Source organism: Streptomyces sp. NPDC001851 (assembly GCF_040297165.1).
Classification (GTDB): Bacteria; Actinomycetota; Actinomycetes; order Streptomycetales; family Streptomycetaceae; genus Streptomyces.
In genome coordinates, this window is record NZ_JBEOYR010000021.1 from 14,591 (window position 1) to 35,800 (window position 21,210).

The 21,210-nt window shown below is 71.7% G+C and carries 21 protein-coding genes; 12 read left to right on the forward strand and 9 right to left on the reverse strand.

Annotated elements, in window-relative coordinates; translation table 11 throughout:
• Positions 1 to 58: 58 nt before the first annotated feature.
• Genes ABT171_RS28000 through ABT171_RS28030 form a run of 7 tightly spaced genes read right to left on the reverse strand, consistent with a single transcriptional unit; the run spans position 59 to position 7,354 of the window.
• Entirely contained in the window at positions 59 to 925 is an 867-nt protein-coding gene (locus ABT171_RS28000) for a 3-hydroxybutyryl-CoA dehydrogenase (protein WP_351248506.1), read from the reverse strand.
• Between the two features lie 45 nt (positions 926 to 970).
• A complete protein-coding gene (locus ABT171_RS28005) occupies positions 971 to 2,143 on the reverse strand; it encodes an acyl-CoA dehydrogenase family protein (protein ID WP_351248508.1) in 1,173 nt (390 codons plus the stop codon).
• A 36-nt stretch (positions 2,144 to 2,179) separates the two neighbouring features.
• Positions 2,180 to 3,352: an acyl-CoA dehydrogenase family protein gene (locus ABT171_RS28010; protein ID WP_351248510.1), complete on the reverse strand. Its 1,173-nt coding sequence runs from the start codon at positions 3,350 to 3,352 to the stop codon at positions 2,180 to 2,182.
• A gap of 33 nt (positions 3,353 to 3,385) precedes the next feature.
• Positions 3,386 to 5,440, reverse strand: coding sequence for an acetate--CoA ligase family protein (locus tag ABT171_RS28015; RefSeq protein ID WP_351248512.1), 2,055 nt, complete (start codon positions 5,438 to 5,440; stop codon positions 3,386 to 3,388).
• Position 5,441: 1 nt separating this feature from the next.
• On the reverse strand, positions 5,442 to 5,633 hold the full coding sequence (locus tag ABT171_RS28020) for a ferredoxin (RefSeq protein ID WP_351248514.1): 192 nt from the start codon (positions 5,631 to 5,633) through the stop codon (positions 5,442 to 5,444).
• A 39-nt stretch (positions 5,634 to 5,672) separates the two neighbouring features.
• On the reverse strand, positions 5,673 to 6,929 hold the full coding sequence (locus ABT171_RS28025) for an NADH-ubiquinone oxidoreductase-F iron-sulfur binding region domain-containing protein (protein WP_351248516.1): 1,257 nt from the start codon (positions 6,927 to 6,929) through the stop codon (positions 5,673 to 5,675).
• On the reverse strand, positions 6,926 to 7,354 hold the full coding sequence (locus ABT171_RS28030; RefSeq protein ID WP_351248518.1) for a hypothetical protein: 429 nt from the start codon (positions 7,352 to 7,354) through the stop codon (positions 6,926 to 6,928). The genes ABT171_RS28025 and ABT171_RS28030 overlap by 4 nt, the downstream gene beginning before the upstream one ends.
• 399 nt (positions 7,355 to 7,753) lie before the next feature.
• Between ABT171_RS28030 and ABT171_RS28035 the strand changes: the two genes are divergently transcribed.
• The 11 genes from ABT171_RS28035 (at position 7,754) to ABT171_RS28085 (ending at position 18,417) form a co-directional block, all read left to right on the forward strand.
• Entirely contained in the window at positions 7,754 to 8,929 is a 1,176-nt protein-coding gene (locus tag ABT171_RS28035) for an aromatic ring-hydroxylating oxygenase subunit alpha (RefSeq protein ID WP_351248520.1), read from the forward strand.
• A 172-nt stretch (positions 8,930 to 9,101) separates the two neighbouring features.
• A complete protein-coding gene (locus ABT171_RS28040) occupies positions 9,102 to 10,226 on the forward strand; it encodes a polyamine ABC transporter substrate-binding protein (RefSeq protein ID WP_351248522.1) in 1,125 nt (374 codons plus the stop codon).
• Position 10,227: 1 nt separating this feature from the next.
• Entirely contained in the window at positions 10,228 to 11,121 is an 894-nt protein-coding gene (locus ABT171_RS28045) for an ABC transporter permease (RefSeq protein WP_351248524.1), read from the forward strand.
• On the forward strand, positions 11,118 to 12,005 hold the full coding sequence (locus ABT171_RS28050; RefSeq protein WP_351248525.1) for an ABC transporter permease: 888 nt from the start codon (positions 11,118 to 11,120) through the stop codon (positions 12,003 to 12,005). Before ABT171_RS28045 ends, ABT171_RS28050 begins: the two co-directional genes overlap by 4 nt.
• A gap of 4 nt (positions 12,006 to 12,009) precedes the next feature.
• Positions 12,010 to 13,089: an ABC transporter ATP-binding protein gene (locus tag ABT171_RS28055; protein ID WP_351248527.1), complete on the forward strand. Its 1,080-nt coding sequence runs from the start codon at positions 12,010 to 12,012 to the stop codon at positions 13,087 to 13,089.
• Positions 13,090 to 13,123: 34 nt separating this feature from the next.
• Positions 13,124 to 14,437, forward strand: coding sequence for a flavin monoamine oxidase family protein (locus ABT171_RS28060; protein ID WP_351248529.1), 1,314 nt, complete (start codon positions 13,124 to 13,126; stop codon positions 14,435 to 14,437).
• Positions 14,430 to 15,863 carry an aminobutyraldehyde dehydrogenase gene (locus tag ABT171_RS28065; RefSeq protein WP_351248531.1) on the forward strand — a complete coding sequence of 478 codons (1,434 nt, stop codon included), beginning with the start codon at positions 14,430 to 14,432 and terminating at the stop codon, positions 15,861 to 15,863. Before ABT171_RS28060 ends, ABT171_RS28065 begins: the two co-directional genes overlap by 8 nt.
• 96 nt (positions 15,864 to 15,959) lie before the next feature.
• Positions 15,960 to 16,232: a hypothetical protein gene (locus tag ABT171_RS28070; RefSeq protein ID WP_351248533.1), complete on the forward strand. Its 273-nt coding sequence runs from the start codon at positions 15,960 to 15,962 to the stop codon at positions 16,230 to 16,232.
• Complete coding sequence (locus ABT171_RS28075; protein ID WP_351248535.1) at positions 16,225 to 16,521, forward strand: transposase; 297 nt, start codon at positions 16,225 to 16,227, stop codon at positions 16,519 to 16,521. Before ABT171_RS28070 ends, ABT171_RS28075 begins: the two co-directional genes overlap by 8 nt.
• A 797-nt stretch (positions 16,522 to 17,318) precedes the next feature.
• Positions 17,319 to 17,570 carry a hypothetical protein gene (locus tag ABT171_RS28080; protein ID WP_351248537.1) on the forward strand — a complete coding sequence of 84 codons (252 nt, stop codon included), beginning with the start codon at positions 17,319 to 17,321 and terminating at the stop codon, positions 17,568 to 17,570.
• 337 nt (positions 17,571 to 17,907) lie between these two features.
• The gene (locus ABT171_RS28085) at positions 17,908 to 18,417 is read left to right on the forward strand and encodes a hypothetical protein (RefSeq protein WP_351248539.1); all 510 of its coding nucleotides are present in this window, start codon (positions 17,908 to 17,910) and stop codon (positions 18,415 to 18,417) included.
• A gap of 259 nt (positions 18,418 to 18,676) precedes the next feature.
• Here the strand turns inward: ABT171_RS28085 and ABT171_RS28090 are convergent, their stop codons facing one another.
• Together ABT171_RS28090 and ABT171_RS28095 are read right to left on the reverse strand one after the other, a co-directional pair.
• A complete protein-coding gene (locus ABT171_RS28090; protein ID WP_351248541.1) occupies positions 18,677 to 19,558 on the reverse strand; it encodes an IS5 family transposase in 882 nt (293 codons plus the stop codon).
• 53 nt (positions 19,559 to 19,611) lie between these two features.
• Positions 19,612 to 20,478: a class I SAM-dependent methyltransferase gene (locus tag ABT171_RS28095; protein WP_351248543.1), complete on the reverse strand. Its 867-nt coding sequence runs from the start codon at positions 20,476 to 20,478 to the stop codon at positions 19,612 to 19,614.
• A gap of 139 nt (positions 20,479 to 20,617) precedes the next feature.
• On the opposite strand from ABT171_RS28095, the gene ABT171_RS28100 reads away from it, so the two are divergent.
• A complete protein-coding gene (locus ABT171_RS28100; protein ID WP_351248545.1) occupies positions 20,618 to 21,202 on the forward strand; it encodes a TetR/AcrR family transcriptional regulator in 585 nt (194 codons plus the stop codon).
• The last annotated feature ends 8 nt before the right edge of the window (positions 21,203 to 21,210 follow it).

A 21,210-nucleotide genomic window follows, 5' to 3' on the forward strand; every position in this document is an offset into this window, starting at 1 on the left:
CCTGCGGCTCCCCTCGTTCGGTCGTCGTACGCCATGACCATCTTCCCTCACGTGCGGCTCACCGTTCGTCGTACGTGTGGAAGCCCCGCCCGGACTTCCGCCCCAGCAGTCCGGCCTCCACCATCCGGGACAGCAGCGGGGGCGGCGCGTACTGCGGCTCGCGGAACTCGGTGTACAGGGACTCGGCGATGGCGCGTGTGGTGTCCAGGCCGATGAGGTCCGTCAGGGCGAGCGGGCCGAGCGGATGGGCACAGCCGAGGACCATGCCGCGGTCGATGTCCTCGACGCTCGCGCTGCCGGACTCGACCATGCGGACGGCGGCCAGCAGGTAGGGGACGAGGAGCGCGTTGACGACGAACCCGGCCTTGTCCCGGGTCCGGACCACCTCCTTGCCGAGGGTGCCGGTCACGAAGGTCTCGGCCCGTGCCGTGGTGGTGGGCGAGGTGAGCAAGGACGGGACGAGTTCGACGAGCCTGAGGACCGGTACGGGGTTGAAGAAGTGCACGCCGACGACCCGTTCGGGGCGGCTGGTCGCGGTGGCGAGCCGGATGACCGGGATGGAGGAGGTGTTGGTCGCGAGGACGGTGTGCTCCCCCGTGACCACCGGGTCGAGGCGGGTGAAGACGTCGAGCTTGAGCCGCTCGTCCTCCGCCACGGCTTCCATGACCAGGTCCCGGTCGTGCAGGGCTTCGAGCTGGTCGGTCACGGTGATCAGGGCGGCGGCGGCCTCCCGCTGTCCGGCGTCGATCCTGCCGTGCGCGGCGGCCCGGTCGAGCGAGCGGGTGATGCGCAGGCGGCCCGAGCGAGCCGCCTGCGCGTCGCGTTCGACCACGGTCACCGGCAGGCCGGCCCGCGCACAGACCTCGGCGATGCCCGCCCCCATCAGGCCGCAGCCGACGACTCCGACGCGTTCGATGCCGGTCATCCGGGCTTCCCTTCGATCTGTGTGAATGCCGTGTGAGCGGTGGGGTCAGGCGGTGGGCAGATCCAGGACGCCCGAGCCGCGCTTGATCAGCTCGTTGGCGATGATCAGCCGCTGGATCTCGGAGGTGCCCTCCCAGATCCGGTCGACGCGCAGCTCCCGGTAGAGCCGCTCGACGGCGTACGAGCGGTCGTAGCCGCGCCCGCCGTGGATCTGCAGGCAGCGGTCGATCACCCGGCCCGAGGCCTCGCTCGCCGCCAGCTTGGCGATGGACGCCTTCGCGTGGAGCGTCTTGCGGTCCTCGGTGGAGGCCTGGTCGACCTCCCAGGCGACCTGGTGGGTGTAGGCCCGGTTGACCGCGATGTCCACGGCGCAGTCCGCGAGCATGCCCTGGATCAGCTGGTACGAGGCGATCGGCGCCCCGAACTGCTCGCGCTCCACCGCCCAGTCCCGGGCCAGTCCGAGGGCGCGCTCGGCCGCGCCCGTGGTGCGTGCCGCGATCATCAGGCGCTCCTCGGTGAACCACGAGCGGGTGATGTCGTAGCCCTCGCCGATGCCGCCGAGCACGGCGTCCTCACCGACCTGGACGTCGGTGAAGGTGAACTCGGGGTGCTCGTAGACGAAGGTGTGCATGAAGCGCGGCACGCGGGTCATCTCGATGCCGGGGGTGTCCTTGTCGACGAGGAACAGCGTCGGCGCGCGCTCCGGTCCGGCGGCGGCGAGCACGATCATGAAGTCGGCGTGGTCGCCGACCGTCACGAACCACTTCTCGCCGTTCAGCACCCAGCCCTGGTCGTTCTTCGTCGCCGTGGTGGCGAGGTTCTGCGGGTCCGAGCCGGCGCCGGGTTCGGTGACGGCGTAGCAGTCGCGCCGCTCACCCCTGATCACCGGGACGAGGAAGCGCTCGCGCTGCTCGGGGGTGCAGAAGCGGAGGGCGTTGGCGGGCCGCCACACCATGTCCCACAGGGCGCCGGTGAGCCGGCCCAGCTCCTCCTGGACGGTGACCTGCTCGGCGATGGTGAGTCCGGCGCCGCCCCACTCGGCCGGCATGTTGACGGCCTGGAGCCCCGCGTCGAGGACGGCGTCGCGGATCTTGGCGTGCGCGCTCGCGGGCAGGCCGTTCTCCTCCTCGCACTGCACCTCGTAGGCGGCGATGAAGTCGGTGAGGGCGCGTGCGTCGGCCTTGAGCTGCGCCTGGCGCGGGGTGAGGCGGAAGTCCATGGAAGTCCTCGCTTAGGGGTAGTGAGGGGGGCGGGTTCAGTGGGTGGGCAGGGCCAGGGCGCGGGTGCCGCGCTTGATCAGCTCGTTGGCGATGATGAGGCGCTGGATCTCGGAGGTGCCCTCCCAGATCCGGTCGACGCGCAGCTCCCGGTACATGCGCTCGACGGGGTAGTGGCGGTCGTAGCCGCGTCCGCCGAAGATCTGCAGACAGCGGTCGGCGACCCGGCCGGCGGCCTCGCTGGCGGCGAGCTTGGCGGTGGACGCCTTGGCGTGCAGCGTCTTGCGGTCGGTGCCGGGCTGGTCGGCCTCCCAGGCGACCTGGTGGGTGTAGGCCCGGTTGACCGCGATGTCCACGGCGCAGTCCGCGAGCATGCCCTGGATCAGCTGGTACGAGGCGATCGGCGCCCCGAACTGCTCGCGCTCCACCGCCCAGTCCCGGGCCAGTCCGAGGGCGCGCTCGGCGGCGCCGACGGTGCGTGCGGCGATCATCAGACGCTCGTCGGTGAACCACTCCTTGGTCAGTTCGTAGCCGTTGCCGACTCCGGCGAGCACGTCCTCGTCGGCCACGAAGACGTCGGTGAAGGTGAATTCGGGGTGCCCGTTGACCGCGGAGTGCATGAAGTGCGGCACGCGCGTCATCTCGACGCCGGGCGCGTTCTTGTCGACGAAGAACAGGGTGGGCAGCCGGTCGGGGCCGGCGTCCGCCTGGACCAGCAGGAAGTCGGCGATGTCACCACAGGTGACGAACCACTTCTCACCGTTGAGCAGCCAGCCGCCGTCGGTGCGGGTGGCCGTGGAGGTCCCGGCGGAGGGATCGGATCCCGCACCTGGCTCGGTGACGGCGAACGCGTCGAACTTCTCGCCGCGGATCACGGGCAGCAGGTACTTCTCGCGCTGCCGGTCGTCGCCGTACGCGAGGACGTTGGCGGGTCGCCAGGGGATGTCCCAGAGGCAGTTGGTGACCTTGCCGAACTCCTCCTCGACGATGACCTGGTCGAGCAGGCTGAGGCCGGCTCCGCCCCACTCGGCGGGCATGTTGATGGCGTAGACGCCGGCGTCCATCGCGGCCCGGGTCAGTTCGGTGACGAGCTGCTGCGGCAGTGGGCCGCCGGCCTGCTCGGACTGGTCCTCGTAACGCATCAGCAGGCGCGCGTAGTCGGCGGCGCGGCGCTTGAGGCCGGCCTGCTCGGGGGTGTAGCGCATGTCCATGGGGGCCTCTTCGGTCGGGTCGCGGGAGGTCGGTCAGGCCGGTACGGCGCGGGAGTCGAGGGCGAGGACGCCGTCCGGGTGGACGAGCAGCGGGTTGACCTCGATCTCGGCGATCTCGGGGTGGGCGGCGGCGAAGGCCGTGATGGTCTCGACGGCGGCCGCGGCGGCGGCGATGTCGACGGGCGGCCTGCCGCGCACCCCGTCGAGCAGGGCGGCGGTGCGCAGTCCGCGCAGCAGACGCAGGGCGCGGTCGGCGGGCACGGGGGCCAGGGCGAAGGCGACGTCCCGCAGGGTCTCGGCCAGCACTCCGCCGAGCCCCACCATGGCGACCGGGCCGAAGCGGGGGTCCCGGTTGACGCCGACGATCAGTTCGATGCCGTGGGTCAGGTCCGCCATGGCTTCCACGGAGTAGGCGGGCGCACCGAGCCGGGCGTGCATCTCGCGGAAGGCGGCGAGGAGTTCGCCGGGGCCGGCCAGGCCGAGGGCCACACCGCCCGCGTCGGACTTGTGCAGCAGATGGAGGGCCTTGAGGACGTACGGCCCGGCGAACTCCTCTGTCGCGGCGAGCAGTTCGGTCTCGTCGTGGATCTCGCGGGCTTCGGGGAAGGCGAGTCCGGCGGCTTGGAGGGCCCTGCGGGTGGCCAGGTAGCCGGTCTCGCGCAGCGGGGCGTCGGGCCGGGGCAGGGGCGTGACGCCGGTGTGCCCGGTGGCGGGGGCGGTGGCGGCGAGTGCGCGGGCGGCGTCCTCGGTGGCGGCGAAGACCGGGATGCCGGCCGCGGCGAGGGTGCGGCAGCTGGGCGACCCGGGGTACATGGACTGCACCACGAGGGGCTTGGCGCCGGCCCGGTGCCGGGCGGCGATGAGGCGCGCGGCCTCCTGCTCCCCGTCCGCGAGGGCCGTACCCCCTCCCCCGAGCCCGCCGTCGGCCGCCGCGTAGCCACCGAAGTAGCCCGTCATCAGGACGGCGTCGACCTCCTCGGCCGCCAGCAGCGCGGCGATGGCCTGCGCGTACGAGCCCGGGTTCTGCTCGCCCATCCCGGCGAGGTCCACCGGGTTGGCGACGGCCGACTGCTCCCACAGGGCGTGGCGCAGCTGGTTCTGGGTCGGCCGGTGCAGTTCGGGCACGGTCAGGCCGGCGGTCTCGGCGGCGTCGGCGGCGATGACGCCGTGGCCCCCGCCGTCCGTGAGCACGGCGACGCGGCGCCCGGCCGCACGGCGGGCGCCCTGCGACGCGGCGAGTACGACGGTGAGTTCGCGGGGGGTGGCGACGAGTTCCACGCCTGCGTCCCGGCACGCCGCGGTCACGACGTCGGCCGAGGTGGTCAGGGCACCGGTGTGCGACTGGGCGCTGCGCGCGGAGGCGTCGCCGCGTCCGGCGGTGAGCAGGACGACGGGCTTGCCCGCTGCGGCGGCCGCCTCGGCGAAGGCGCGTCCGTCGGCGAAGTCCTCCGCGTAGACCGCGATGGCGCGGGTGCCCTCGTGCCGGGCGCAGTCGGCGAGCAGGTCGACAAGGGTGACGTCGGCCTGATTGCCCAGGGAGACGAAGCGGGAGAAGCCGAGGCCGTGCGGCCGGAAGCGGAGCTGGAGTTCCAGGGCGAGGTTGCCGCTCTGGCTGAGCAGGGCGACACCGCCGGGGGTGAAGGTGTCGGAGGCAAGGAAGAGGTCGGTGGTGTTGTCGGCCAGGCCGAGGCAGTTGGGTCCGACCATCACGGCGCCGGCGGCGCGTACGCGTTCGGCGACGGCGTGCTGCCGGGCGCGCCCGGCGTCGCCGGTCTCCGCGAAGCCTGCGGTGATCGCGACGATCGCCCGGGCCCCACAGCGCAGGGCCTCGTCGACGGCGTCCTCGAAGCCGGCGGCGGGGACGGAGACCACGGCGAGGTCGACGGGTTCACCGATCGCGCTCAGGCTGGGTGCGGCGGTGTGCCCGAGTACCTTTCCGCCGCGCCGGTTGACCAGGTGGACGGGGCGGCGGCCGTTCGCGCGCAGGGCCTGGGCGGCGATGGCGTGGCCGTACTTGGCCGGGTCGTCGCTGGCTCCGACGACGGCGACGGAGACAGGGTCGAAGAGGGCCGACAGGTCGCGTCCCATGTCACCTCACCAGCCGCAGGGCGGAGTTGGGGCAGGCGGCGACGGCGGCCTCGGCGGCGGCTGCGCCGCCGGGCGGCACGTCGGCCGTGCGGACCTGGGCGTAGCCCCACTCGTCGAGGTCGACCAGTTCGGGGGCCGGTTCCTGGCAGAGGCCGTAGCCCTGGCAGCGGGTGGAGTCCAGCAGGAGTTTCATGGTGCGGTCCTTTCGGCGCTCGGGGTGTGGTGGGCGGGGTCAGGGCACCGGCACTGTGAAGCGGCGCCCGCCCTCGGGTGCCGGCTCCGCGCACACCGGGCAGGCGGCGCCGCGGTGGGCGTCGACCCGGTCGGGAAAGTGGGTGAGGAGGGTGGCGACGACGCGGGCGGCGGCGTCGAGCAGTCCGCAGGCGCCGCGCCCGGGCAGCTGCCGTGACCAGCGGCGCAGCTGGTCGGTCGGGTCGTGGGCCGCTGCCCCGCGGGCGGCGGCGGTGAGGGTCCGGGCCAGCGCCCCGGTGCCGGAGACGCACACCCCGCACTGCCGGGCGCTCTGCGCCGCCAGGTAGGCGACCGCCTCGGTGGCGACGGCGACCGGGCAGTCCCGTGGGTGGAGGAAGTGCAGGGCCCCGCAGCCGAGCGCGCCGCCGGCCGCGGTGAGGCGGTCGTGGTCCAGCGGCAGGTCCGGCCAGCCCGTGCCGTACAGTCCGCCGAACAGGCCGCCCAGCAGGACCGCCGGGGCCCTGCCGTGGCCGCCCAGGTCGGCGAGGATCTTCAGGTGGGTGCCGGCGGGCACCTCGATCAGCGCGGCCAGGGAACCGACCGGTCCGGAGACCGTCACCAGATGGGCACCGGCGACGGCGGCCGCGGTGTCCGGGCACGCGTGCAGCACCGCGATCCGGGCCAGTGTCTCCACGTTGGCGACCAGGGTGGGCGCGCCGCCGACCCCCGCCTCGAACGGGCGCGGCGGCTTGGCCGTGGGCAGGGCGGGACCGCCGTCGACACGTCGTACGACCGCGGTCTCCTCGCCCGCGACGTACGTGTGCTCGGTGCGGACGACCTCGACGGGGAGGTCGGCGGGACGCTCGGCGAGCGCTCGCCGGACGGCCTGCTCCGCGGGGAGGTCGGAGAGGTAGACGAAGCCGCGTGCGGCACCGGTCATGGCGGCGGCCAGCCGCAGGCCGTCCAGGATCAGGTGCGGCCGGTGCCGCAGCAGCCACCGGTCCTTGACGGAGCCGGGCTCGCCCTCCTCGCCGTTGGCGACGACGACGGGCCGGCCGGGTGCGTCGCGGACGGCCCGCAGCTTCACGGCGGCGGGGAAGCCGGCGCCCCCGCGGCCGCGCAGTCCGAGGGTGGCGATCCGGTCGAGCAGCCGGTCGCACGAGGTCAGCGGCGCATACCCGCCGGCGGCGAGGTAGCGGGCGAGGTCCTCGGCACCGGGATACGGCCCGGCGTCGAACACCGGTGACACGAGCAGGCCGTGCTGTCCTTCGGGGAGGAGGGAGAAGACGCCGGTCATACGGTGCTCCTGGACTCGCGGTGGCCGGTGGCGGCGGGACGCGTGCGGTCCCGCAGGTGTGCCAGCGCCCGCTCCAGGGCGCGGCGTTGCGGGGCGGTGCGGGCGTAGGCGGCGCCGGGCAGACCGATCAGCATGTGGTGGTGGTCGAGGACGACCTCGCCGGCCAGCAGTGCCGGCCCGGGGTCGGTGGTCGGGGAGGCCGCCGCGGCGTCGACGACCAGGGCGGTGACTTCGCGGAGGTAGCGCAGCCAGCCTCGCTGGGTGCCGCGGAGGACCAGCCGCTCGACGCGGCGGCGCTCGGCGGTGACCAGGGCCGCCGGTGGCCGGCCGGTCGCGGGGGCCCGCAGGGCGGCGACCGCGGCGGGCAGTTCCTTTTCGGGCTCCGGCGTGAGGCCGAGCCATACCAGACTTCGGCGAGCGCTCATGCGTGCCTCCGGGGTCGCGACCGTTCCCGGACGGCCGGGAGGGGTGGCGCGGCGATGGCGTGGGTGGGAGGTGCTCCGGCGCCCGGAGGGGAGGATGGGGCGGGGAGCGGGTGCGCGGTGCAGGCCTGCGGGCCGTGCACGGGGGACAAGCGGTGTCCGGACCAGGGCGAGGGCGCGACCGGGAGCGTATGCCCTGGCCGTCGGCCCGCCACGACACTAACTAACTAATTAGTCAGCCCACAAGTCTTGACTTGCCCGCCCGCCGGTCCCACTCTGACTAACCAATTAGTCAGCCGGAAGGCGACAGGTCCGGAGCGGTAGCGCGCTGCCGGCCCCGCCGTCCCTTCCGGCCACGGCCTCACCGCCCATCGCCGCCGCCGCGGCGCGGAGGAGGACTCCATGAACCCCTCGACCACCCGGGCAGCCGCCGTCGCCCCTGCCCCGCCGGGGCCGCCCCCCGGGCATCCCGGGGAAGCGCTGCCCGCCCACTACTACACGGACCCGGCCGTCGCCGAGGCCGAGACCGCCCGCATCTTCGCCACGTCGTGGCAGCTCGTCTGCCACGAATCCGACCTGCCCGGCCCCGGCGCCCGGCTGACCGCGACCGCGGCCGGCCGGGAGGTGCTGGTCGTCCGCACCGAGGACGGCGGCCTCGCCGCCCACCTCAACGTCTGCCGGCACCGCGGCACCCGCCTGGTCACCGAACCGGAGCCGTCGGGCAAGGCGATCCGCTGCCCGTACCACGGCTGGACCTACAAGCTGGACGGACGGCTGGTCGGCGCCCCGGAGGCACGCCGGATCCCCTGCCTGGACAAACCCCGGCTCGGGCTGCATCCGGTCAACGTGGAGTCCTTCCTCGGCTTCGTCTTCGTCAACCTCGACATGGAGGCCACCCCCCTCGCCGAATCCTGCAAGGGACTCGCCGAGGCCGTCGGCCGCTACGCCGGACCCGGCCTCGTCCCCGTCGGCAGGCACCGCATCCACGACCTGGCGGGCGGCGAGGAGCAGAACGCCAACTGGAAGGTGATCGTCGACAACTACCTGGAGGGCTACCACGTCCCCGTGGCCCATCCCGCGCTCATGCGGCTGCTGGACTACCAGGCGTACACGGTGGACGTGCAGGAGAACTACGTCCTCTTCGAGTCGCCGCTGCGCGACGAACCCTCCTCGAACTGGGCGGAGCGGCTCTACCAGCGGCTCGCGACCCCCATGCCGGGACTTACCGAGGCCGACCGGCGCGTGTGGCGGTACGCCGTGATCTATCCCAACACGCTCATCGACTTCTACCCTGACCACGTGCTCGCGTGGACCGCCGTGCCCACCGCCCAGGACCGGGCGGCGATCCCCGGCGCCTTCTACACCAAGCACGGCGAGAGCGTCCGCACCCGGCTGGCCCGCCGGCTGAACATCCACATCGGCTGGGTCACCAACGACGAGGACGCCGAGCTGGTGGAACGCGTACAGGCCGGCCTGAGCACGCCCGGTTTCGAGCCGGGACCGCTGTCGCAGCGCGAGGCCGCCGTCGGCTGGTTCGCCCGCCGGGTCCGGGACGACCTGGAGGGGGCGGCGCGGTGACGTCCGCCCGCACGCCGCACACCGCAGGCCTCCGGACGGGCTTACCCCTCCCCCGCTGACGCACGCTCGCACCTCCCCAGACCGGCCTTTCCTACGGAGTCAGGGCCTCCGTGAGCCGACCAGCCGGTCCAGCCCTGGAGTTGTGCCGTTCCTCGACGAAAGAGGACGTTCCGTGTCCCCCGAGGTACTCCCACCGAGCCGACGCGCCGTGCTGCGGGCAGGCGCCTGCGGCCTGTTCGGCGCCGCGGCCGGCGGCTGCGGGTTCATGCCCGGCAAAACCCCCGACGCGCACGCGCTCGCACCCGTGAAAGCCCGCGTCGACGGCGATCTCGTCTACTTCAACTGGGCCGACTACGTCGACCCGTCCGTGTTCAAGGGCTTCGAGAAGGAATACGGCGTCAACGTCATCCAGTCGAACTTCGACTCGATGGAGGGCATGATCGCCAAGCTCAACGCGGGCAACCGCTACGACATCGTCTTCCCGACCGCCAAGTGGGCCCAGCGCCTGGTCCGCGGCGGCCGGCTGCGCCGTATCGACCACTCCCAGCTCCCGCACGCCCACGCCGTCTTCGGCACCTACGGCTACTTCGCCGACCCCTGGTACGACCCCGGTTCCGCGCACACCGTCCCCTTCACCGCGTACAAGACCGGCATCGGCTGGCGCCGCGACCGGATCGGCGAACTGACCGGGTCCTGGAAGGACCTGTGGAGCGACAAGGTCAGGGGCAAGGTCTTCCTGCTGGACGACCGCGACGAGGTGCTCGGAATGGGCGCCCTCGCCCTCGGCCTGGACGTCAGCACCGGCGACCGCCACGACCTGGACCGCATCACCTCGCTGCTGGGCACCCTGCGGCCCCGGCTGCGCGGCTTCTCCAGCGACAGCTACAACAACCTGCTCAACGGCAACGCGCTCATGACCCAGGCCTGGAGCGGCGACATGGCCGCCATGCTCAACCAGGCCAAGGACCCTTCGGTGTTCGGCTTCGAGGCCCCCAGGGAGGGCACGCCGATCAACTCCGACTGCTACGCCATCCCCTGGAACGCACCCCACCCCGGCACCGCGATGCTCTTCATCGACTACATGCTGCGGCCGGAGAACGTGAAGAAGAACATCGAGTACATCGGCTATCCCATGCCAGTGGCCGGCACCGAGAAGACCTACGCCGAGCTGGTCAAGCCCTTCCCCGAGTGCCTCGTCACCGAGGACGACCTGAAGGCCGACCTCTTCTTCCGCAACGGCAGCCGCGCGGCGGAGGACGCCCGTGACACCGCCTGGACCCATGTGAAGGCGGGCTGACATGGCACTGCTACGCCCCTCCTCGCGCACCCGCCGCCGCGACGCCGACGGCAGCCGCATGTGGACCTGGTTCATGCTGCCCGGCACCCTGTGGATGACCGGGTTCCTGATCGCCTCCCTGGCACTGGTCGCCGTTCTCGCCGTCGGCACCACCGACGACCTGGGCAATCCGCGATTCGGCTTCGACCTGTCCGCCATGCGCGCCCTCGCCGATCCCGCCTACACCGAGGTGCTGGCCCGCTCGCTCGGCTACGCGCTGCTCACCTGTGTGATCTGCCTGCTGATCGCCTACCCGGTGGCGTACACCATCGCCCTGTACGGCGGCCGGTACAAGCACGCGCTGATCGCGGCGATCGTGGTGCCGTTCTTCGCCAACTACCTGGTCCGCATGTACGGCTGGTCGGTGGTGCTGTCCGACGGCGGTCCCGTGCTGCGCGCCCTGCGCGCGGTGGGGCTCGCCGACGCGCACACGAAGATCCTCAACAGCGGAGTCGGCGTGGTCGCGGGACTCGTCTACGGCTTCGTCGTCTTCATGATCATCCCCCTGTACGCGGCCCTGGAACGCCTGGACGTCTCCCTCATCGAGGCCGGCCGCGATCTGTACGGCGGCCCGGTCCGCACCTTCTTCTTCGTCACCCTGCCCGCCACCCGGCAGGGCGCGGCGGCCGGGCTCGTCCTGGTCTTCCTGCCCGCCATGGGCGACTTCGTCAGCGCACAGCTCATGGGAGGCCCGGACCAGATCATGATCGGCAACCTCATCCAGGACAAGTTCTTCCAGGGCCAGAACTGGCCGCTGGGCTCCGCCCTCACCATGCTGCTGATGCTGGTACTGCTGATCGGGATGTTCGGCTATCTGCGGCGCACCCGCAAGGACGAGGCGGAGGCACGCCGATGACCCTGCTGCGCCTGCCCTCCGCCGACGCCCCCGCCCGGACGGCGGGCCGTGCCCGCACCCGCGCGCGACGCGGACGTGCCGACCGGGGGCCCCGCCTCCTCGTCGCCGTCACCGCGGTCTTCTTCGCGCTGCTCTACCTGCCCATCGCGGTCGTGGCACTCTTCTCCTTCAACTCCAAGAAGTCCCTGACCGTCTTCGGCGGGTTCAGCCTGCGCTGGTACCGTGCCTTCGCCCACGACGACGTGCTGATCTCCTCGCTGGGCGCCAGCCTGCGGATCTCGCTGGTGGCGATGGGCGGTTCGGTCGTCCTCGGGGTGGCGCTCGCGCTCGGCCTGGTCCGCTGCCGCACCCGGCTCGGCTCGCTGGCCGGCCTGGTCATGCTGGTGCCGCTGATCACGCCGGAGATCGTCACCGGAGTCGCGTCGATGCTGCTGTTCAAGGGCCTCGGCGTCGCCCTGTCGACCGGCACGGTGATGCTCGCCGAGATCACCTTCTCGATCTCCTACGTCACCGTCATCCTGCGCTCCCGGGTCGCCGCGCTGCACCCGGAGGTGGAGGAGGCCGCCCTGGACCTCGGCGCCACCCGCTGGCAGGCGGTACGGCTGGTCACCCTGCCGGCCCTGCTGCCCGCCGTGCTCGCCTCCGCCGTACTGATCTTCGCGCTCGTCTTCGACGACTTCGTCCTCGCCTACTTCACCACCGGCGTCGACCCCCAGCCGCTGTCGGTGCGGATCTACTCGGCGATCCGCTTCGGCGTGCAGCCCACCATCAACGCCGTCGGCACGCTCATGCTCGCGGGCTCCATCGTGCTGATCGCCCTCGCCCTGTTCATCCCGCGCCTCTTCGGCCGCCGCGGCGGCCTCGACATCCTCTCCGGAGAGTGACTTCATGGACGCGACCGAAACGACCCCGGCCGTCCGGCTCGACGGTGTCTCCAAGCAGTTCGCCGACTCCTACGCCGTCCACCACCTCGACCTGGACATCGAGGCCGGCCACTTCTTCTCGATGCTGGGTCCCTCCGGCTGCGGCAAGACCACCACACTGCGCATGATCGGCGGGTTCAGCGACCCGACCGAGGGCTCGGTGCGGCTCGCCGGTGAGGACGTGACCGCGCTGCCGCCGAACCGGCGCAACGTCAACACGGTCTTCCAGAGCTACGCCCTCTTCGACCACCTCAGCGTCGCCGACAACGTGGCCTTCGGCCTCAGGCGCAAGGGCGTCGACAGGTCCGAGACACGCCAGCGGGTCGGCGAGATGCTGGACCTGGTCCAGCTGGCGGGCCTGGCCGACCGCAAGCCCCGTACCCTCTCGGGCGGCCAGCGGCAGCGCGTCGCGCTGGCCCGCGCGCTCGTCAACCGTCCGGCCGTGCTGCTCCTGGACGAGCCGCTGGCCGCCCTGGACCTGAAGCTGCGCCGGCAGATGCAGGTGGAACTCAAGCAGATCCAGCGCGAGGTGGGCATCACCTTCGTCTTCGTCACCCACGACCAGGACGAGGCGCTGACCATGTCCGACCGGATCGCCGTGATGAACGAGGGCCGCATCGAGCAGTGCGGCACGCCCGAGGACGTCTACGAGCACCCCGCCAGCCGGTTCGTGGCCTCCTTCATGGGCACGTCCAACCTGATGACCGGCACCTACCGGGACGGCGAGGTCGCCCTCGATGCGGGTCCCGCCCTGTCGGTCGGCCGCCGCGGCGGAATCGTGGACGGCACCGCCGTCAGCGTCTCCGTGCGCCCCGAGAAGATCTGGCTGTCCGACTTCGAACCCGGCATGTCGACGCTGTCGGGGGTGATCCGCGAGACCGTCTACAGCGGCCCGACGACCACCTACCTCATCGAACTCGCCCCCGGTGTCACGCTGTCCGTGCTGGAGCAGAACACGGCCCGGGCACGCATGGAGGACCGCTGGAGCGGCGGCGAGACGGTGGAGTTCGGCTGGCGGCCCGAACACTGCCTGGTCCTGGCCTGAACCGGCTCCCGACGAGATGACGAAAGCGAAACCGATGCATCACGACGTGATCGTGCTCGGCGCCGGGCTGGCCGGACTCGCCGCCGCCCGGGACCTGTCGGCCGCCGGCACCGACGTGCTCGTCCTGGAGGCCCGGGACCGCGTCGGCGGCCGGGTCGAGCAGACCCGCACCCCCGACGGACGTACCGTCCAGCTGGGCGGCGAGGTGGTCGGCCACGCCCACACCGCGTATCTCCAGCTCGCCGGGGAACTCGGCCTGGAGCTGGTGCCCAGCTATGTCGCCGAGCCCGGCCGGATCACCCGTGCCACCCACGAAGGGCTCTCGGCCGGAGATCCACCGCACTGGTTCGGCCCGGGTGACGCGGGTCAGCACGCGTGGCTCAGCCGGGAGTTCAGCGACCTGGCCGCCACCGTCGACCCCGACGACCCCTGGTCGCATCCGGAGGCGGACACCCTGGACCGGCTGTCCGTGGCCGACTGGCTGCGCTCCCGCCACGCCACCCCCGCGGTGGTACGGCTGTGGGAGATCGGCCAACTGGGCCTGGCGGGAGGCTCGTACGAACGGATCTCGCTGCTGGCCGCGCTGCGCAAGAGCGCGGCGGTGCCCGGTACCGGCGACTACGACTACGACAACTGGGAGGGGCTGCGGCTGGCGGCGGGGTCGGCCACGCTCGCCGAGGTCATGGGCCGCGAGCTGGGCCCGCGCATCCGCCTCGGCTCGCCCGTCGCCGCGGTCGACGTACGCCCCGGCCGGTGCGCCGTACGCCTGGTCACCGGCGAGGTCGTCACCGCGGCGGCCGTGGTGAGCGCCCTGCCGGTGGGACCGCTGCGGTCGGTCACCGTCACCGGGGTGAGCGAGGCCCGGCTGGCCTCGCTGCACCGGCAGCGGCAGGCGGTGGCAGCGAAGTTCGCCGCCGTGTACGACCGCCCGTTCTGGCGTGCCGACGATCTGAACGGCCTGTCCGAGGCCGAGGGAGTGCTGGGCAGCACCTGGCCGCAGAACGACGGCGTGCTGTCGGCACTGGTGCCGCCCGAGCGGTACGGCGTCCTGCTGGGCACCCCGCCGCAGCTGCGCACCCCGGAGCTGCTCGCCGAGATCGCCACGATGTTCGGCGCCGAGGCACTGCGGCCGGCCGCCTGCCACCTGCGGCTGTGGGGCACGGATCCATGGACCCAGGGCTACGTCACCCAGTGGCCGCCGGGCGAGGTCATGGCGGTGGGACCGCTGCACGGCACGCACGAACCGCCGTTCTACGTCTGCGGCTCCGACCAGTGGGTCGCCGGTTACATGGAAGGCGCCGTCCGCACCGGCCGCGCCGCCGCCGAGGAGGCGCTGCGCCTTGGCTGACCCCGCCCGTCCCACGACGGTCCTGAACCACATCGACGGCACGGACGTACCGGCCGCCTCCGGAGCCACCCTGCGGCTGACCGACCCTGCCACAGCGCTCCCCCACGGGACGGCCCCGCGCTCCGGCCCCGAGGACGTGGACGCGGCCTGCCGGGCGGCCCAGGAGGCCTTCGAGCACTGGGCAGCCACGACCCCGGCCGAGCGGCAGACCGCACTGCTGCGCATCGCCGACGCCCTGGAGCGGCAGGGTGCCGCGGTGGCGCGCGCGGAGGTCGCCGACACGGGCAAGCCGCGCACCCTCTTCCTCACGGACGAGCTGCCCGCGATCGTGGACGTGCTGCGGTACTTCGCCGGGGCCGCCCGGAACCTGCCCGGTGCGGCGGCCGCCGAGTACACCCCGGGCCGCACCTCCGTGCTGCGCCGCGAGCCGGTCGGCGTCTGCGCCCAGATCACGCCGTGGAACTACCCGCTGATGATGGCCGTGTGGAAGGTCGCCCCCGCGCTGGCCGCCGGAAACACCGTCGTGCTGAAGCCGTCCGACACGACGCCGTCCTCCGCCGCGCTCCTGGCCCGGCTGGCCGCCGAGCACCTGCCGGCCGGTGTGCTCAACGTCGTGTGCGGCGACCGCGACACCGGGCGCTCCCTCGTCGCCCATCCGCACGTCCGGCTGGTGGCCGTCACGGGCAGCGTCCGCGCCGGGCAGCAGATAGCCGCCGCCGCGGCCGCCGACCTCAAGCGGCTCCACCTCGAACTCGGCGGCAACGCCCCCGTGCTGGTCCACGAGGACGCCGATCTCGACGAGACGGTCGAGCAGTTGTCGTCACTGGCCTACTACAACGCCGGCCAGGACTGCACGGCCGCCACCCGGATCCTCGTCCACCACCGGATCCACGACCGCTTCCTTGCCGCCTTCGCCGAACGCGCATCGCGCCGCAGGCCCGGGCCCCCCGACGACGAGCACGCCGATTTCGGCCCGCTCGCCAACGAGACACAACTCGCCTCGGTCAGCGCTCTGCTGAGTCGCCTTCCGGGACACACCGAAGTGCTCACCGGCGGCACTGCCCTGGACCGCCCCGGATACTTCCACCCGGCCACGGTGGTCGCCGGGGTCCGCCAGGAGGACGAGATCGTGCAGAGCGAGGTGTTCGGCCCGGTCGTCACCGTCCAGCGCTTCACCGAGGAGTCCGAAGCCCTCCGGATGGCGAACGCCGTCCCCCAGGGGCTGGCCGCGAGCGTCTGGACCCGCGACCACGACCGCGCCATGCGCGCGTCCCGGGCGCTCCGCACCGGCATCGTCTGGCTCAACACCCACGGCACGACGGTGTCGGAGATGCCACACGGCGGAGTCCGCCACTCCGGCTACGGCAGCGACCTCTCCCTCACCGGCCTGCTCGACTACACACAGCCGAAGCACGTCATGCTGTGATCGGGAGCGGCACCGTTCAGGGGGCGGCATCGCGACGGCCACCCGGCGCCGAGGGGCTGCGGGACCGGCGGTCCGGGGACGTGTGGAGGCCACGGCGTGATCTACCAGCCGCTGGCCTCGGTGCCGGTCTCGATGATGGTGCCATTGCCGATCCCGCTGACAGGCGACGACTCCACAGCGTGCCAGGAGTCGTGGTACCTGAATGGCGGCAGGGCCGATGCATGGGCTACGGAGCTGATCCGCGTGGGCACCGTCGTGGTGAGCGTGAACGCGACGAGTAGTCCCGACCCGATCGGGCTACTCCGGCAGACGGGGAAGCGGGCGGCAGCCGAGCTCCGTCACGAAGAGGTACTCGCCGCAGATGCTTGACGCTGTGCGGTACGTCGTCGATAACAGGATCCAGTGGGCGAACCTGCCCGCCGATTTCCCGCCGTATCGGCGGGTGCACGCCTTCGCCCGCCGCTGGCACGTGACCGGTCTGCTCGCCGAACTCCACGACCGGCTCCGTGACTGCGCGTCGAGACGGGGCGCTAGTGGACGCGACGGCGGCGATCGTGGACGCTCAGCTTCCTCACTCGGGCCACCTCTTCACGGACCTTCTGCTCCCGGGCTCCAACACACCGAGCACCGACGGCATCAGCCACCTCCACGAACCTGACGCGAGCAGACGGACACTCGAAACTCTCCCGCCGACAGCCGAAGGTCATGCCCGACCAGCAGAAACCCACCGATCACATTCGGCATGCGGATGGCTTCTCATCCCATACACGCCCTACATCCCACCCGCTTCACTGCCGGATGCACCGCCTCAGAAACACCGGCAGGGGGCGCGAGCCCCTGGTCCAGCGCATCGGCCGTGCTCGCGCGGGCATGGTTGACGTCAGCACCGGTATGGGCGGCATCAGTCGGAGCGTACTCAGAGACACCCGCCCGGGTGATGTGGCGCGTGTGGCCGACCCGCACAACGACCTGGCCGCGCAGGCGGCCTGCCGACACCCTCGGCGCGGTGCGGGCCTGTCTGGAGGCCCGCGAGCAGCAGAGTGCCAAGCAAGTGGGGCCGCCCACGAGAAGACCGCGGAGCTGACCGCACTGCTGGGCGAACTCGACCAGGCCACCGACAACAAGATCACACACAAGACGCTCCTGAACTGCCCGAAGAGGCGTCCCCGACGAGGCTCAGATACAGCGGACCAGCTCGTCCCGCGGGGCCGACACGGCCGCAGCCCTGATGGAGCTGCCCGAACAGCTCGGTAGCCGGCCCTCGGTGTCAGCCGTCTTCGGCGAACGCGTCACCAGCGACGGAATCACAGGAGGCCGCCATATGCACGCGGATTATCACCGGCACTGGGGAATTCGCCAAAGGTATTCGTTTGTCCGGAGTCGGGCCGGAGATCTTCACGGTGTGCGGCGACTATCCGGCCGCCGGTACGAGACCATCATCCCATGGGAGTGAGCATGCGCATTCGTGCTGTTTTTGCAGCCTCCGCTCTGGCCGCCATCGCCGTCCTCGGCGCTGCCGATGCCGCCGTCGCCAACGCCGCCAATATCCCGGGTCCGGGCACTCTCTCGCCCTACGCCCCGGCCGTCCTCGTTCCCGCCCCGGTCATGGGCCCCGTGAGTTACTCGCCCTACGCCCCGGCCGTTCTCGTTCCCGCCCCAGTCATGGGCCCCGTGAGTTACTCGCCGTACACCCCGGTCATCCTCTGACCGGTTCCGGTCTGCGAAGCAATCCACAAGGAGTCCAAGGACCGGGCCGGCTGCGGCTAGGGCCTGTCCGACGAGTCGTGGCGCGGCGCTGGGGCCAGGCACCCGGCCGAGGACGGAGGGGGATGGGTACAGCAGTGGCTACCTCCACCCTCATGGGTGAATTACGCAGATAGAGACACCATGTGTTTGATGTCGCTGCTGTCCTGGGCGTACACCCCGCAACCAAGGGGACAGTATGCGATCCAGGAGGCGGCTCATGCGGCTTTCACGACGCACCCAACCAGCACCCCCCCACCCCGCCACGACTCCCACCGCGTCCGGGCACCGATCCCGGAGAATGGCGGCTGGCCTCGGCGCCATCTTGCTGGCACTGTCCGGGGCCACCCTCGCCACCCCCGCCGCCGGTCAGCAGCGAGCCGCCGCCGTTCCGGCGGGCGACTACTGCGGCCCGAACCAGTCCTTCTACGGCGGAGGGCAGTACACCTATGCCGAGGCGCAGGCATGCCTGCGCTTCGGATCCAGCGGAAACCAAGTGATCGTGAACAACCGCAACGCCCAGTACTACTGGGGCGGCTCCTGGTACGTCGCGACGTCGAGCTATCCCGCCAAGTGGTACGCGAGCGGTTCAGTGAGCATCGGCGGCCAGTCGGGAAACTACGCCACCCCCAACCCCGTCACACAAGGGTCCGCCAACGGTTCGGCCAGCGGCGGCTCACCCGCAGCCCTCAGCGCCTGCGGTACCTACAACGTCACCATGACGTTCCATCAGAACGGTCCTTACTGGACCGACAGCGGTCAGGACATCGACTCCGGCCAGCGGTCCTTCCAGATCAGCGTGCCCTGCTAGAACGCGTCCGACCGGACGGTGCATCGTCGATCCGGTCACCAGGCCGTGATGATGAACGGCCCATATGACAGGAGTGCAGCGATGCTCTTGCCCATTGTCGGCCAGCTCCTGGGCTTGGCTGTGGCCGGACTCCACGCCTTCGTCGGAGGCGTGATCGGTCACGTGGCCAGCCTGCTCTGAGATCAATGCACTTCCCGTGGCGTCGGGCCGGGGAACCCTCCGGGTTTCCTCAGCCCGACGCCACGGCGTGTCCGGCGACTCATGAACGGAGCCAGAGCCGGACGGCTGCGACCTTGACCGTTCCCTGGAAGATGTAGGCGCGCTTGTCGAACCGCGTCGCTACGGCGCGGAAACCCTTGAGGGCGTTCACGGTGCGCTCGACTTCATTCCTGCGTGCGTACCGGTCCCGGTCGAAGCCGACGGGTCTGCCGCCCGCGCTGCCACGGCGTCGGCGGTGGGCCTGCTGGTCTTTGCGTTCGGGGATCGTATGCCGGATCTGCCGCCGCCGCAGGTATCGCCGGTTCCGGCGGGAGCTGTACGCCTTGTCCCCACACACGTAATCCGGGCGCGTCCGCGAGCGGCCACCGGCAGGCCGTGGAACGCGGATGTGGTCCAGGACCGGTATCAGCTGGGGTGCATCGCCCCACTGCCCCGGTGTGATCAGGACAGCCAGCGGCCGGCATCCTCCATCACTCGCCAGGTGGATCTTTGTCGTCAGTCCGCCGCGCGAACGGCCGATCGCCTCATCGTCCCGATGCCAGGCAGGAGAACGGCGACGTGCCGGAATCCGTGCCGGCCGGTGCCGGGCCCCAGCGGCGTGCTGGTGAACACGGCATACCGTGGAGTCCACGCTCACCACACTCCAGTCGATCCGGCCCTCCGCGTCAGCGTCGGCCTGGAGGGCACTCAGCACCTTCTCCCACGTACCATCCGCCGACCACCTGCGATGCCTGTCGTGGCAGGTCTTCCACTTCCCGAACCGCGAGGGAAGATCACGCCACGGGATCCCCGTCCGCTGCCGGAAGAGAATCCCGTTGATGACCACGCGGTGGTCCTTCCAGCGCCCGCCCCGTCCCACGTTCTTCGGGAGGTGCGGCTCCAGCCGATCCCACTCGCCGTCCGAAATATCACCCCGCCCCACACCGAGCGGAACGAGACACCGGCGTGACGGTCATGCGACCCACCGGACAGGCTCTAGGGCTTGTCCGACGGGTTGGTCGGGCGGTCCGCCGTGACCAGGCACGATGTGCTGCACAGCCGGACCGTGCCGTCCGCCGACTCGTGGTCGTGCAGATGGTCCGTCAGAGTGCGGCGGGCGCGGGCCTGTGCAGTCACGTCGGCCTGCTCCATGAGATGGGGGCCGGGTCCCGTTCCCAGCAGGAACTCCGCCGCGTCCCCGGCCCCATTGCCCCATGCTCCGTACACCTGGGCCTGGTTGATGGTGATGTCGGTGAATCCGGCCGCGGTGAGGACGTCGCGGATGTGGTCCGGGGCGGCCGGCGAGAACATGCCGGGCAGCCCGGGCTGCCCGAAATCGCCGACCGGCAGGAAGTCGCGCAGTGACGCCATCGCCGCCACCCACTCGTTGAGTGTGGCGTCGGCTGGGCAGACGAACGCCAGACGCCCGCCGGGCCGCAGCGCCTGGGCGACGTTTCCGAAGGCCGCAACGGGGTCGGCGAAGAACATCACCCCGTAGCGGCTGATCGCCGCGTCGAACGAGCCCGTCTCAAAGACGTATGCCTGCGCGTCGCCTTGCGTGAAGGAGACGTTGGCGATGCCCTCTCGCTCCGCGCAGGCCCGGGCCTCGGCCAGCATCGGGCCGGACAGGTCGAGGCCCAGCGCGCGCCCTTGGGGCGCCCGGAGCGCGGCAAGGCGCGTGGTCTGCCCGGAGCCGCAGCCGAGGTCGAGGGTCCTGTGATGCCCGGTGATTCCGGCGGCGTCGAGGAGCGGTTCGTTGAAGCCCGCGTTCCCGGCGTTCCAGCGGTCCTGGTTGCGGGCCCAGTGGGTTCCTTCGGGGCCGTTCCACGCCTGTGCCTGCTCGCTGTTGACGAAGTCCGGCACGGGTGCCTCCTGTGGTGGACGACAGAGAATGGGCATACGCCCAAACAGTTTGGGCATATGCCCAAACTGGCAATCCCCGCTACCATCCAGCGGCTGTGCCCCATTGAGGGCGGCGGAAGCGGAACGGAAGAGGGGGCCCATGTCACCGCGCGGAGTGGCGACGCCGGACGTACGCGAGCGGCTGTTCGCGGCCGCCGAGCGCGTCGCGAGCAGGGACGGGCCCGGCGCGCTCACCAGCCGGTCCGTCACCACCGAGGCCGGCTGCGCCAAGGGGCTGCTGCATGCGCACTTCGCGGGGTTCGATGAATTCGTGGCCGAGCTCTGCCTTGACCGGTTCGCGCGGACGGCAGCGAAGGCGCAGGAGCTGTCGGGGCTCGCCGGACAGGGCACAGTGGCGCGGAACCTTGAGGCCGTCGCCCTGGCGCTGTTCGACTCCGGCGGCCCCGCCATCTCGGGCCTCGCCATGACCCGCCCCGCCGCCGCGCTGCGCATCCGCGAGGCCCTGGAAGGAGGGGCGCCGGGCTTCACGGCGGTCCAGGAGGCCATCACCGGCTATCTGAAGGAGGAGCGGGAGCTTGGCCGGGTGGCGGAGACCGTCGATCCGTGCTCGGTGGCCCTCGCCATCGTCGGCACCGCCCACCACCTCCTGATGACCAGCTGGCCGGGCACACCTGACCCACGGCCCCCTATGACGCGCCTGGTGGCCGCGCTGGTGGACGGCTAAAGGGTGTT

Excerpts from the sequence above, each read along its gene's own strand:
- ABT171_RS28000 (WP_351248506.1), bottom strand. The coding sequence starts at position 925 with ATGACCGGCATCGAACGCGTCGGAGTCGTCGGCTGCGGCCTGATGGGG.
- ABT171_RS28005 (WP_351248508.1), bottom strand. The coding sequence starts at position 2,143 with ATGGACTTCCGCCTCACCCCGCGCCAGGCGCAGCTCAAGGCCGACGCA.
- ABT171_RS28010 (WP_351248510.1), bottom strand. The coding sequence starts at position 3,352 with ATGGACATGCGCTACACCCCCGAGCAGGCCGGCCTCAAGCGCCGCGCC.
- ABT171_RS28015 (WP_351248512.1), bottom strand. The coding sequence starts at position 5,440 with ATGGGACGCGACCTGTCGGCCCTCTTCGACCCTGTCTCCGTCGCCGTC.
- ABT171_RS28020 (WP_351248514.1), bottom strand. The coding sequence starts at position 5,633 with ATGAAACTCCTGCTGGACTCCACCCGCTGCCAGGGCTACGGCCTCTGC.
- ABT171_RS28025 (WP_351248516.1), bottom strand. The coding sequence starts at position 6,929 with ATGACCGGCGTCTTCTCCCTCCTCCCCGAAGGACAGCACGGCCTGCTC.
- ABT171_RS28030 (WP_351248518.1), bottom strand. The coding sequence starts at position 7,354 with ATGAGCGCTCGCCGAAGTCTGGTATGGCTCGGCCTCACGCCGGAGCCC.
- ABT171_RS28035 (WP_351248520.1), top strand. The coding sequence starts at position 7,754 with ATGAACCCCTCGACCACCCGGGCAGCCGCCGTCGCCCCTGCCCCGCCG.
- ABT171_RS28045 (WP_351248524.1), top strand. The coding sequence starts at position 10,228 with ATGGCACTGCTACGCCCCTCCTCGCGCACCCGCCGCCGCGACGCCGAC.
- ABT171_RS28050 (WP_351248525.1), top strand. The coding sequence starts at position 11,118 with ATGACCCTGCTGCGCCTGCCCTCCGCCGACGCCCCCGCCCGGACGGCG.
- ABT171_RS28055 (WP_351248527.1), top strand. The coding sequence starts at position 12,010 with ATGGACGCGACCGAAACGACCCCGGCCGTCCGGCTCGACGGTGTCTCC.
- ABT171_RS28060 (WP_351248529.1), top strand. The coding sequence starts at position 13,124 with ATGCATCACGACGTGATCGTGCTCGGCGCCGGGCTGGCCGGACTCGCC.
- ABT171_RS28075 (WP_351248535.1), top strand. The coding sequence starts at position 16,225 with ATGCTTGACGCTGTGCGGTACGTCGTCGATAACAGGATCCAGTGGGCG.
- ABT171_RS28080 (WP_351248537.1), top strand. The coding sequence starts at position 17,319 with ATGCGCATTCGTGCTGTTTTTGCAGCCTCCGCTCTGGCCGCCATCGCC.
- ABT171_RS28085 (WP_351248539.1), top strand. The coding sequence starts at position 17,908 with ATGGCGGCTGGCCTCGGCGCCATCTTGCTGGCACTGTCCGGGGCCACC.
- ABT171_RS28100 (WP_351248545.1), top strand. The coding sequence starts at position 20,618 with ATGTCACCGCGCGGAGTGGCGACGCCGGACGTACGCGAGCGGCTGTTC.